This window comes from Bacillus sp. SIMBA_074 (assembly GCF_046534555.1).
GTDB lineage: Bacteria > Bacillota > Bacilli > Bacillales > Bacillaceae_G > Bacillus_A > Bacillus_A mycoides.
Genome location: NZ_JAWRYM010000001.1, coordinates 432,216 through 444,015, shown reverse-complemented (window position 1 = coordinate 444,015; position 11,800 = coordinate 432,216). Strand labels below are relative to the sequence as shown.

Annotated in this window: 13 protein-coding genes; 12 read left to right on the top strand and 1 reads right to left on the bottom strand. The window is 36.1% G+C overall.

Features of this window, described 5'->3' with window-relative positions; translation table 11 throughout:
* The first annotated feature begins 471 nt into the window (after window positions 1-471).
* From rpsA to SB773_RS02250, 3 genes are all read left to right on the top strand, one after another.
* A complete protein-coding gene (gene rpsA, locus SB773_RS02260; RefSeq protein WP_002030757.1) occupies window positions 472-1,620 on the top strand; it encodes a 30S ribosomal protein S1 in 1,149 nt (382 codons plus the stop codon).
* A 12-nt stretch (window positions 1,621-1,632) separates the two neighbouring features.
* Window positions 1,633-2,682, top strand: coding sequence for a type 2 isopentenyl-diphosphate Delta-isomerase (locus SB773_RS02255; RefSeq protein WP_002011801.1), 1,050 nt, complete (start codon window positions 1,633-1,635; stop codon window positions 2,680-2,682).
* Between the two features lie 250 nt (window positions 2,683-2,932).
* Entirely contained in the window at window positions 2,933-3,652 is a 720-nt protein-coding gene (locus SB773_RS02250) for a hypothetical protein (RefSeq protein ID WP_410588376.1), read from the top strand.
* A 211-nt stretch (window positions 3,653-3,863) separates the two neighbouring features.
* Here SB773_RS02250 and SB773_RS02245 read toward each other — a convergent pair whose 3' ends face one another.
* Window positions 3,864-3,998, bottom strand: a complete 135-nt coding sequence (locus SB773_RS02245; RefSeq protein WP_000513901.1) for a YpzI family protein — start codon at window positions 3,996-3,998, stop codon at window positions 3,864-3,866.
* A gap of 117 nt (window positions 3,999-4,115) precedes the next feature.
* Here SB773_RS02245 and SB773_RS02240 point away from each other — a divergent pair, with 117 nt between their 5' ends.
* From SB773_RS02240 to spoIVA, 9 genes are all read left to right on the top strand, one after another.
* Window positions 4,116-4,727 carry a YphA family membrane protein gene (locus tag SB773_RS02240; protein WP_002086626.1) on the top strand — a complete coding sequence of 204 codons (612 nt, stop codon included), beginning with the start codon at window positions 4,116-4,118 and terminating at the stop codon, window positions 4,725-4,727.
* A complete protein-coding gene (locus tag SB773_RS02235; RefSeq protein WP_002086625.1) occupies window positions 4,720-5,613 on the top strand; it encodes a YIEGIA family protein in 894 nt (297 codons plus the stop codon). Before SB773_RS02240 ends, SB773_RS02235 begins: the two co-directional genes overlap by 8 nt.
* Window positions 5,610-5,795, top strand: coding sequence for a capping complex subunit for YIEGIA (locus SB773_RS02230; protein ID WP_002086624.1), 186 nt, complete (start codon window positions 5,610-5,612; stop codon window positions 5,793-5,795). The genes SB773_RS02235 and SB773_RS02230 overlap by 4 nt, the downstream gene beginning before the upstream one ends.
* Window positions 5,796-5,919: 124 nt before the next feature.
* Window positions 5,920-7,230, top strand: a complete 1,311-nt coding sequence (gene der / locus SB773_RS02225; protein ID WP_002011811.1) for a ribosome biogenesis GTPase Der — start codon at window positions 5,920-5,922, stop codon at window positions 7,228-7,230.
* A gap of 18 nt (window positions 7,231-7,248) precedes the next feature.
* Window positions 7,249-8,271 carry an NAD(P)H-dependent glycerol-3-phosphate dehydrogenase gene (locus SB773_RS02220; RefSeq protein WP_002011813.1) on the top strand — a complete coding sequence of 341 codons (1,023 nt, stop codon included), beginning with the start codon at window positions 7,249-7,251 and terminating at the stop codon, window positions 8,269-8,271.
* A gap of 116 nt (window positions 8,272-8,387) precedes the next feature.
* A complete protein-coding gene (locus SB773_RS02215) occupies window positions 8,388-8,639 on the top strand; it encodes a stage VI sporulation protein F (RefSeq protein ID WP_000369753.1) in 252 nt (83 codons plus the stop codon).
* A 227-nt stretch (window positions 8,640-8,866) separates the two neighbouring features.
* On the top strand, window positions 8,867-9,070 hold the full coding sequence (locus SB773_RS02210) for a DUF2768 domain-containing protein (protein ID WP_002011815.1): 204 nt from the start codon (window positions 8,867-8,869) through the stop codon (window positions 9,068-9,070).
* Window positions 9,071-9,135: 65 nt separating this feature from the next.
* Window positions 9,136-9,849, top strand: a complete 714-nt coding sequence (locus tag SB773_RS02205) for a hypothetical protein (protein ID WP_002126422.1) — start codon at window positions 9,136-9,138, stop codon at window positions 9,847-9,849.
* Between the two features lie 242 nt (window positions 9,850-10,091).
* Complete coding sequence (gene spoIVA / locus SB773_RS02200; protein WP_044438024.1) at window positions 10,092-11,570, top strand: stage IV sporulation protein A; 1,479 nt, start codon at window positions 10,092-10,094, stop codon at window positions 11,568-11,570.
* Window positions 11,571-11,800: the final 230 nt, after the last annotated feature.

Sequence of the window (11,800 nt, the reverse complement as noted above, 5' to 3'; positions counted from 1 at the left end):
CTATTGAATTTGGAACTAAGGCTGCTTAATGAAAAGACACCTAATCTATTACTGTCTACTTGACTGGGGTAAGACCAGGATACAGAAATCATCTCCTTGATGTTGCCTAACTTTTTTCAAAATGTCCTTTACAAAGGGTACAGATTACTCTTTCTTTATTTTTTTTTTTTTTTTTGAAATGTAAAGGATAAGTGAATTTTAAGTCTCTTTTCTTGACAAATGGGCTAATTTGTAAGAAGTTAGTTACAGAGGAAAAAAACTGTCAGAATATATTCGCTATTATATTTCAAATCATACTTTCTTCAAGATGATTTTGCTGTATACTATTTATATAGATTTAATATAGTTTCTTGTGAACTGTATTGAAACAGAATATGTGATGATAAATTCTTAAACATGCAAATGAAAACATTTGTTTTCATTTCGTATATACATAAAAATGCTTTGTCAATTCTGTAGGGAGGTATTTCCATGGTAGAGAAAATGAATGAAGAAGTTATGAATTCAAAAGAATTACAAGTTGGTGACGTTGTTACAGGTTCTGTAACGAAAGTTGAAGAGAAACAAGTTCTTGTAAATGTTGGATACAAAACAGATGGCGTAATTCCGATTAGTGAATTAGCTAACGTTCATATTGAAAAAGCAAGCGATGTTGTAGAATTAGATCAAACACTTGAATTGAAAATTATTAAATTAGAAGATGATGATCTTGTTTTATCTAAGAGAGCTGTTGACGCAGAAAAAGCGTGGGTAGAATTACAAGAAAAATTTAATTCTGGTCATGTATTTGATGTTACTGTAAAAGATATCGTGAATGGTGGGTTAGTTGTGGACCTTGGTGTTCGTGGTTTTATCCCAGCTTCACTTGTAGAAGTACATTATGTAGAAGACTTTGCTGACTATAAAGGAAAAACATTAGCGGTGAAAATTGTTGAATTAGACCGTGAAAAAAATCGTGTTATTCTTTCACATAAAGCGGTAGTAGAACTAGAACTAGATTCTAAGAAAAAAGAAGCAATCTCTTCGTTAAAAGAAGGGGACATTGTTGAAGGAACAGTACAACGATTAACGGATTTTGGTGCTTTCGTTAACGTTGGTGGTGTGGACGGTTTAGTTCACATTTCACAAATTTCACACGAACGTGTAGAGCAACCTTCTGAGGTATTAGAGCAAGGTCAAAAGGTAAAGGTAAAAGTGTTATCTGTTGATGCTGATACGCAACGTATTTCTTTATCAATTAAAGCAGCTCAGCCAGGACCTTGGGAAAATGTTGCTGGCGAAATAAAAGCTGGAGATATTCGTGAGGGAGTAGTAAAACGCCTTGTTACATTCGGTGCGTTTGTTGAAATTTTACCTGGTGTTGAAGGGCTTGTACATGTATCTCAAATTGCAAATCGTCACGTGAAAAATCCAAATGAAGTATTGGAAATGGGACAAGAAGTAAAAGTGAAAGTACTTGAAGTCCATGTAGCAGAAAAACGTATTTCTTTAAGCATAAAAGAAACGCTTGAAGAAAATAATGTAACAGAAGATTATAGCCAATATGAGCCAAATGCTGATTCGGCTACTTTCCAGTTAAGTGATATTATTGGTGAACAACTGAAAAAATTAAAGAAATAAAGAGGGGTACAAGTGGTAAGGGCAAAACGTAAATTAGATCATATTGAATATGCTCTTTCTACTGGTCAGTCTCGTACGCATGGCTTTCATGATATTGATTTTGTGCATCAAAGCTTGCCAAATTCAAGTTATGACACTATAACATGTGAAACAAAAATCGGCGAACTTTCACTAAGTTCGCCGATTTTTATCAATGCGATGACTGGTGGTGGAGGAGAGCAAACATTACATATTAATGAGCAATTAGCATATGTAGCGAAACATCATAACCTTGCTATGGCTGTAGGTTCGCAAATGGCAGCTTTAAAAGATGAAAGTGAAGCGGCTTCGTATAAAGTTGTTAGGAAAGTAAATCCGAATGGGATTTTTTTCGCAAACTTAGGAAGTGAGGCAACTGTCGAACAGGCAGAGCGTGCCGTTGATATGATTGAAGCGAATGCACTGCAAATTCATTTAAATGTCATACAGGAGTTAACGATGCCAGAAGGAGACCGTGATTTTACTGGTGTACTTCAGCGGATTGAGAAAATAGTTTTAAAAAGTAAAGTACCTGTCATCGTAAAAGAAGTCGGTTTTGGAATGAGTAAGGAAACAGTACAACAGTTAGCGAATATAGGTATAACAGCAATTGATATTGGCGGACAAGGTGGTACGAATTTTGCTGCTGTTGAAAATGAAAGAAGACAGCGAATGCTTTCTTATTTTAATAACTGGGGCATACAAACAGCTACCTCGATTATTGAAGCAACCTCTACAAATAATAACCTCTCTTTTATTGCATCTGGGGGTATACAAACAGCACTTGACGTGGCGAAGGCAATCGCATTAGGGGCGAATACAACTGCGTTTGCTGGATACTTTTTACGTATTTTAATGCAAGATGGTGTTGAGAATTTAGTGGATGAAATTGATCTTTTACATACAGATTTAAAGTTTATTATGACAGCTCTTGGCGTGAAGACGATAGAAGAGTTACAATCTGTACCTCTTGTTGTAAAAGGTGAAACGTACCATTGGTTAGCGCAGCGAGGGATTGACACTGCACATTATAGTAGGCGATAAAAAATCAACCATCCGGTTGATTTTTTTGCGTTTTATTTTCGTAAAATGAAGAGGGGAGGCGAGAAGTTATCATTCTATATAATTCTATAAATGGAAAAAAGAGAGAGTTTATATTATGATAAAAGTATATATAAATATCGTACAGAAAAGCTAAAATTGAAAAAAAGGGTTATAAAAATGAAGAAATGTAGAAAATATGCCGCTGAATTATTGGAGTATTCTTACTTTTTCCGTGTTTGTGGAGAGAAACATGGAAAAAGTAAGAAAGTATTCCTCTCTATATAGCTGGTTAGCGATAAAACAAGATAAGAGATTGCTATTTAAGAGTCAAAAGAAACAAGGAAAAATTTACGATAATTTAGGGGATGAGGATGTTAATAAAAAAGGAGATAATGTATCTTCAAATAGTAAAAATACAATAGGACGCATTACATATAATAGTGAAGATTTTAACATCCATGCACGAAATATAAGAGAAGATACAGCGGTTTCTGGATATAAGAAAAAGGTTGAAATTTCATTAACTTCAAATGTAAGAGAAGGAGATTCTAGTTCAACAACAGCACAATCAGCAATTAAAACGGCGAATATTGCAATCGCAGTCGGGAATAAATTGTATAGGAATCCAACGGTGAATGCAGGAAGTGGAATAGAAGCACTAATTTTGCCAAGGGAATTAGGAGAAGACAAAAATCCATCGGAAGATTCGTATGCAATTTATTATTTTAATATATCAAATGAAGTGAGTTTAAGTAATGCTGAAGTAGTATTGCTTTCTGATCAAGGAAATACCATTGTGAGTAGGGAAATTAAAGGAGAAAAAGAAGATATTGTAGGTGCGAAAAAAGAGGTTGAGCGAAAGTTAAATGAGATAGGAGAGACGGATTATGTACGTGTAGAGGTAAAGAGTAAAAATCCTTCTCTACATACGTATATGTTATTACATATTCTAAAAAACCAACAGGTGTAGTTACGATTGATGCCTCGTTGAGTGATAGGGTTTATAATGCGAAAACAAAAGAGTTATATTACGAGTAGAAATAAATAAAATAATTGTGTAAAAAGACGGTTTCGTACAATATCGAAACCGTCTTTTTGTATTGCCTATTTGAGGGCAGCTTAATTGGTGTGGGTTAATAATCAGTGGGGATGGATACCCCCCCACTGAGGTTTCACTTTATTTAATGCTGATTCTGCTTTCGAGCTTGCTCCGGTGTATCAAGACTTGTTGCACCGGGATATTGAAGTGATTGGTCGCGATCAGATTCAACGCGGCGTGATTCTCTTAGTTTTCGTTCTTGGCGATCTTTACCCATTGTGAGTTACACCTCCTTATTAAAAGTTTTGCTGTTATGAGAAAAACTATGCACAAAGAAAAGGAGGATTAACTTTCATAAAAAGTTCCCATAATGGAAATCATAGGAGGTGAAATGATGGATGGGAGTACTTTTTATTTTGTTGCTTGGATAGGGTGGATTGTCGTGACCTTTTTTATGAAAAAGGAATCTATTCGTTGGAAGATAAGTGCTTGTATATTAATTTTTATTATTTGTTCTCCGTTAAATGTGACGATTGCTTCTTTCACAATATCGGTAAATGCCCTTTTGCTTTGTATTATTTCTTTTGTAGGTATCGCGTTATATTCTATTTGGAAAAAATTATATACCTTACTTTCGGCACTTATTATTGCAATGTTATATACAAGCTTTCATTTGTTAGAAGTATATGATCCAATTTGGATTGTGGTTGATAGGTTGTTGCTGTTAAGTGGTGCACTTGTGTATGCATCGGTTTTATTGCACGGGGATCGCATATTACGATTATGCTCCTTATATATAGGGATGTTACAAGGAGAATTATTGGTGACGCTGATTTTTCGTAAATTACATTTTCCTTATGAATACGGCAGTTTAGCTTTTTTAGATGTTGCTGCTGTTTCCACTTTATTTATGGCGATTTTACTTTGGATTACAAAGGCATCGGTATATATGGAACAATTTAAGAGGAAAACACGTAAAAGAAAGGCGAGGGTAATACATGACTGAATATACACCAGCTATTTTATGTGGCGTAATTGCAGGTACAATAACTAGGTTGTTAATGCTTCGTACCGATACGAGGCAATATCCGACGAGGCTTCACGGGAAAATTATTCATATCGCGATGGGATTAATTGCGGCTGCCTTAGGAGCAATTGCGATTCCGTCTGTTTTGAAAAAAGATTTCTCTGCAATTACATTTCTTACGTTAGCAGCGACGCAATTTCGTGATGTGCGCAATATGGAAAGAAATACACTTCAACAATTAGATGGATATGAGCTCGTACCACGTGGTAATACATACATTGAAGGAATTGCATTAGTATTTGAAAGTCGTAACTACTTGGCGATGTTAACGTCGTTTGTAACAACGTTTGCGTATATAGGATTCGATTCATGGATTGCCGGGGTAATTACTGGTATAGTAAGTTTTTTCATTGCGAAAAAATTAATGTCAGGTAAAAGACTTCATGACCTTGTAGAAATAGAGCACGTTCCACTTCGTTTTGAAGGAGCGGGACTTTATATTGATAATATTTACATTATGAATATTGGATTGCCAGCAAGGCAAGAAGAAATTATGAAATATGGAATGGGATTTATTTTAAAACCGAAATCGATAGATGCGATGGTTACAATCTCAAACTTAGGACAACGGCAAGCTATTTTACATGATGTTTCGGTTGCTTTAGGAATATATAGAGATTCTGGAACGCCGGCACTTGTACCGTTAGCGAAGCGTGATTTAGAGGATGGGAGAGTTGGGATTTTTGTTCTGCCGCAAGATCAAGATGCAGAAAAAGCGATAGGGGTAATCGGAAATGTACCAACATTAGAGAGTGCTGTTCATATGTCATCAGAAGCTCCGAAAGGAAGGGGAGATAAGAGATGATGTTAGAAAGTGTTATTCTCGCAGTCATTACAACAACGCCAGAGAAATTTGCAGGTGGTGCCCCTTTATTTATTTGCGAGTCGACAGAGGAACTGGAATTTGTTGCAAATAATTTAGAGGCTATTTTAGATGGTATTGCACATCGCTTACAAGATAATGTATATATTATTGTGAAACATTAGTAAAGTGTGGTATAATGTGAGGTGTTTTGATACGTTGAGAAATATTCTGGAATGCAAATCCCTTCTTGCACAAAGAAGGGTTTTTTACATAATAAACAGAAGCAAGTTGAAAGGATGAAAGTATATGCCGAAACCAGTAATAGCGATAGTAGGCCGCCCGAACGTAGGGAAATCTACTATTTTCAATAGAATTGTTGGAGAAAGAGTTTCAATCGTAGAAGATATACCAGGTATAACGCGAGACCGTATTTATAGTGCGGGAGAATGGTTAAATCATGAGTTTAACATTATTGATACAGGTGGAATTGATATTGGAGACGAGCCGTTCTTGACACAAATTCGTCAACAGGCGGAAGTAGCGATTGATGAAGCGGATGTTATCATTTTTATGACGAATGGTCGCGATGGTGTAACTGCAGCAGATGAAGAAGTTGCTAAAATTTTATACCGTTCTAAAAAACCAATTGTACTTGCGGTAAATAAGGTTGATAATCCAGACATGCGTAGTGATATTTATGATTTTTATGCATTAGGATTTGGCGAGCCATTCCCGATTTCAGGTACACACGGTTTAGGACTTGGTGATTTGTTAGATGAAGCTGCAAATCATTTTCCAAAGATTGAAGAAGAAGCGTATGACGATGAAACAATCCGTTTCTCTTTAATTGGACGTCCAAACGTAGGGAAATCATCACTTGTAAATGCACTTCTTGGTCAAGAACGTGTAATTGTAAGTAATATAGCGGGAACGACACGTGATGCTGTTGATACACCATATAGTAAAGATGACCAAGATTATGTAATCATCGATACAGCTGGTATGCGTAAAAAAGGGAAAGTATACGAAAGTACAGAAAAGTATAGTGTACTTCGTGCACTTAGAGCGATTGAACGTTCTGACGTTGTTTTAGTCGTTTTAGACGGAGAAGAAGGAATTATTGAGCAAGATAAAAAAATCGCTGGATATGCTCATGATTCAGGACGAGCTGTTATTATCGTTGTAAACAAATGGGATGCAGTGAAAAAAGATGAAAAAACAATGAAAGCATTTGAAGAAAACATTCGTGCTCATTTCCAATTTTTAGAGTATGCACCGATTGTATTCTTATCTGCGAAAACGAAAAAGCGTACACAAACGTTATTACCGGTTATCAATGAGGTAAATGAAAGCCATAGCATCCGTGTACAAACGAATGTATTAAATGATGTAATTATGGATGCGGTAGCGATGAATCCAACGCCGACACATAATGGTAGCCGTCTGAAAATCTTCTATGCGACACAGGTTGCGGTAAAACCACCAACATTTGTTATATTTGTAAACGATACAGAATTAATGCACTTTTCATATGAGCGCTTCTTAAAGAACCGTTTACGTGAAGCGTTCGGTTTTGTAGGAACGCCGATTCACATTATCGCTAGAGCAAGAGACTAATGGAGAGGATGTGATTTTATGACAAAAATCACAGTAATAGGAGCAGGTAGCTGGGGAACAGCGTTAGCGATGGTATTAGCTGACAATGGGCATGATGTACGTATTTGGGGAAACCGTCCTGAACTCATGAATGAAATTAATACGAAGCGTGAGAACAGTAGATATCTTCCAGGGATTACATTGCCAAGCACAATCGTAGCCTACTCTTCTTTAGAAGAAGCATTAGTAGATGTAAATACAGTACTGCTAGTAGTACCGACGAAAGCGTACCGAGACGTATTGCAAGAGATGAAAGAAATTGTTACAGAGCCAATTACTTGGATTCATGCAAGTAAAGGAATCGAACCAGGTACGTCAAAACGTATTTCGGAAGTGATTGAGGAAGAAATTCCAGAGAGCTTGATTAAGGATGTTGTTGTACTATCTGGGCCGAGTCACGCTGAAGAAGTTGGATTGCGTCAAGCGACAACTGTTACGTCTGCAGCAAAGCGTATGGAAGCGGCTGAGGGAGTACAAGATTTGTTTATGAATAGCTATTTCCGTGTATATACAAACCCAGATATCGTTGGAGTTGAACTTGGTGGTGCTTTAAAAAATATTATTGCACTAGCTGCGGGGATATCTGACGGGCTTGGATTAGGTGATAATGCGAAAGCGGCATTAATGACACGTGGTTTAACAGAGATTGCTCGTTTAGGAAGAAAAATGGGCGGAAATCCGTTAACGTTTGCTGGTCTAACTGGTATGGGAGACTTAATTGTAACTTGTACAAGTGTGCATAGCCGAAATTGGCGCGCTGGAAATATGCTTGGAAAAGGGCACTCTTTAGAAGAAGTGCTAGAAAGTATGGGTATGGTTGTAGAAGGTGTAAGAACAACGAAAGCTGCTCATGAATTGGCGGAGAAAATGGAAGTTGAAATGCCGATTACAGCTGCTTTATATGACGTGCTGTTCAATGGGAATAATGTGAAAGATGCAGTAGGCTCATTGATGGGACGTGTTCGAAAACATGAAGTTGAAGCGATACCTGATTTGTTATAAAGAAAGCGGTAGAAGTACATTTCGTACTTCTACCGTTTTTTATTTTTTATGGGTCTTTTCACCAATTTTTCATCTCTGCATAGGATGAAGAGTAACTTGAGGAGAGGGTGAAAAGAATGGATAACAACATTTTTAATAACATTGAAAAAGAAGCGAAAGTGAACAAAGAAGATATTTTTAAATTAGCGTCGTCTGTTCAAAATGCGAACTTACGTGATGAGACAGTGCTTCGCCAATTGATTCATCAAGTTGCTCTAATGGCAGGACGCGAAGTGCCGAAAGAGCAAGAGGATCAAATTGTAAAAGCGATTATTAATAATAATATGCCGGCGGATTTTGGTTCGTTAAGTAAAATGTTTAAAAAATAAATTATGAGAAACAAAGAGTTTAGAGAATGCATATGATAGTTATGAAAGAATGGGAATAGAGCTGTTAAGGGCATATTTGGTCAACCGAAGCGCATCATTTCGTGCTTCGGTTTTATTATTTTAAATAAAAATCATCAATTCACGGAAAAATGATGATTTTTATTTGTTTAAAGATTTTAATTTGTTAAAATAGTATAAAAATAGATTGAAAGTAAAGGGGTGTATATATGTCGGAAGGGCTTATGAAAATGTGGTTTGCTTTAGGGGCAATTGGATTTATGTTTCTTGCAGTAAGTTTTATTTTATTGAGTAGGCATAAAATGAAGAATAAATTTTTGAAAGGGATTACAGCTTTAGTAGCGTACACCCTCATGATTGTATCGGGAATTGTTATTTTCCTTGTTGTATTTAGTGGCCCTATTGAGCAATAAAGGATGTGTAGTCGGTAAATGTTACAAAAGCAACAGTCCATACTAGCATGAAAAGGTGATTGTCAGTGAAAAAAATCCATATTATTTTAATATTTTGTTGCATGAGCATTTTAACAGGGTGTATGTATCCAAGAGAAAATATGAAACAAAGTGCTATTCCTTATGAAGACCAGTTGCAAGTTGTACAAAAAGCCATTAATACATATAAGGAGCAAACGGATGGTTTATTACCAATTAAGACGCGTGATATGAGTACGCCGATTTATCAGAAGTATCCAATTGATTTTCAAAAAATTGCTCCAAGGTACATACAAGAGGCACCAGGGAATGCGTATGAAAGTGGTGGAGTATATCAATATGTATTAATAGATGTTGAAAAAAATCCGACAGTAAAGTTAATTGATGTGAGAATGGCGGAACAAATTCAAGAAGTGGCATTGAAGCTAAGAATGTATCGTGATGAACATCAATATCCACCTTTTAAAAAAGTGATCACAGATGGTGTTTATGAATTAGACTTCAAAAAACTGGGATATAAAGATGTACCACAAGTGACAAGTCCGTACTCAGGAAAAGGTCTCCCTCTTGTAATTAATGAAAAAGGAGAATTGTTTGTTGATTATAGAATCGACTTATATGAAGCGTTGAAAAAAAATGAAGGACAATTTAAAGAAGGTGAAGATATCCGGAGTATACTATCGAAGGATTCCCCGTTTGTTCCTGCATACTCTTTGCCGTATACAGTAAAAAATGGAGAACCAATTTTTTTGAAATCATAAGTCATGAACCTTTCTTTTAGTGAATAAGTTCTAGAAGAAAGGTTTTTTATGTTATACAACTTGCGATGCAAACAAAAGGTATTTTTAAATAGTCATATGAAATTGGACAAAATTATATGATATATTGTCCGAACTTCTAGAATACCATTATATTATATCAGATATTATAGGCAACGTTAGAGAAGGTATTAGTTGACTATAAACGTGGAATTATTCCCAAAAATATTGAGGGAGGGAATCACTTGGAAAAGGTAGATATTTTTAAAGATATTGCGGAACGCACAGGCGGTGATATTTATTTTGGAGTTGTAGGAGCTGTTCGAACAGGGAAATCAACATTTATTAAAAAGTTTATGGAACTTGTTGTTATTCCCAATATTGAAAATGAGTCAGACCGTCAAAGAGCGCAGGATGAACTGCCTCAAAGTGCTGCTGGTCGTACAATAATGACGACGGAACCGAAGTTTGTTCCAAACCAAGCGGTTTCTATCGAAGTAGATGAAGGTCTTGAAGTGAATATTCGATTAGTAGATTGTGTTGGATATACGGTTCCAGGAGCAAAAGGCTATGAAGATGAGAATGGTCCGCGCATGATTAATACTCCTTGGTATGAAGAGCCTATTCCATTCCATGAAGCTGCAGAAATCGGAACACGTAAAGTAATTCAAGAGCATTCAACAATTGGTGTCGTTATTACAACGGATGGAACAATTGGTGAAATTCCAAGAAGAGATTATATAGAGGCAGAGGAACGCGTTGTAAATGAGTTAAAAGAAGTAGGAAAGCCTTTCATTATGATTATCAATACTGTACAGCCATATCATCCAGATACGGAGCAGTTACGTCAAAGTTTATCAGAAGAATATGATATCCCAGTAATTGCGATGAGTGTAGAGAGTTTAAGAGAAACAGATGTGTATAACGTACTGCGAGAAGCATTATTCGAGTTCCCGGTTTTAGAAGTGAATGTAAACCTCCCGAGCTGGGTAATGGTGTTAAATGAAGGGCATTGGTTACGCCGAAGTTATCAGGAAGCGGTTCAAGAGACTGTAAAGGATATAAAACGTCTTCGTGATGTGGACCGTGTCGTTTGGCAGTTTAGTCAATATGAATTTATTGATCGAGCAAGTCTAGCTGGCATCGATATGGGGCAAGGTGTGGCAGAGATTGATTTATATGCGCCAGATGAATTGTATGATCAAATTTTAAAAGAAGTAGTAGGAGTAGAGATTCGAGGGAAAGATCATTTATTAAAGCTTATGCTCGATTTATCTCATGCGAAAACAGAGTATGACCAAGTGGCGGATGCCCTGCGGATGGTAAAACAAACCGGATATGGAGTAGCAGCGCCTGCATTAGCTGATATGAGCTTAGATGAACCGGAAATTATTCGTCACGGCTCAAGGTTCGGTGTTAAATTAAAAGCGGTTGCGCCGTCTATTCATATGATTAAAGTGGATGTAGAATCAACATTTGAACCAATTATCGGTACTGAAAAACAAAGTGAAGAACTAGTTCGTTACTTGATGCAAGATTTTGAAGATGACCCGCTATCAATTTGGAATTCTGATATATTTGGGCGCTCTCTTAGCTCTATTGTTAGAGAAGGAATTCAAGCGAAGTTATCTCTAATGCCAGAAAACGCTCGTTATAAATTAAAAGAAACGCTAGAAAGAATTATTAATGAAGGATCTGGCGGATTAATTGCGATTATATTATAAGAAAAAAATCCCTCTAATTGTAGAGGGATTTTTTTCTTTTTGAGTACGTAATAGAAAAATAAACAGTCATTATCTAATATTTTGTTGTAAATTGTCAAGTTTCATCAGAATTTCACATTTTTAGAGTAACAATTTCTTTAAAAATATTGAATTATAAAGGAGAATCGTATAATATAGGCGTTGATAATGATTTATCTACATCTTTGTAGTATAGAATTTGTAAAAATTGC

Excerpts from the sequence above, each read along its gene's own strand:
- rpsA (WP_002030757.1), top strand. The coding sequence starts at position 472 with ATGGTAGAGAAAATGAATGAAGAAGTTATGAATTCAAAAGAATTACAA.
- SB773_RS02250 (WP_410588376.1), top strand. The coding sequence starts at position 2,933 with ATGGAAAAAGTAAGAAAGTATTCCTCTCTATATAGCTGGTTAGCGATA.
- SB773_RS02245 (WP_000513901.1), bottom strand. The coding sequence starts at position 3,998 with ATGGGTAAAGATCGCCAAGAACGAAAACTAAGAGAATCACGCCGCGTT.
- SB773_RS02240 (WP_002086626.1), top strand. The coding sequence starts at position 4,116 with ATGGATGGGAGTACTTTTTATTTTGTTGCTTGGATAGGGTGGATTGTC.
- SB773_RS02235 (WP_002086625.1), top strand. The coding sequence starts at position 4,720 with ATGACTGAATATACACCAGCTATTTTATGTGGCGTAATTGCAGGTACA.
- SB773_RS02230 (WP_002086624.1), top strand. The coding sequence starts at position 5,610 with ATGATGTTAGAAAGTGTTATTCTCGCAGTCATTACAACAACGCCAGAG.
- der (WP_002011811.1), top strand. The coding sequence starts at position 5,920 with ATGCCGAAACCAGTAATAGCGATAGTAGGCCGCCCGAACGTAGGGAAA.
- SB773_RS02220 (WP_002011813.1), top strand. The coding sequence starts at position 7,249 with ATGACAAAAATCACAGTAATAGGAGCAGGTAGCTGGGGAACAGCGTTA.
- SB773_RS02215 (WP_000369753.1), top strand. The coding sequence starts at position 8,388 with ATGGATAACAACATTTTTAATAACATTGAAAAAGAAGCGAAAGTGAAC.
- SB773_RS02210 (WP_002011815.1), top strand. The coding sequence starts at position 8,867 with ATGTCGGAAGGGCTTATGAAAATGTGGTTTGCTTTAGGGGCAATTGGA.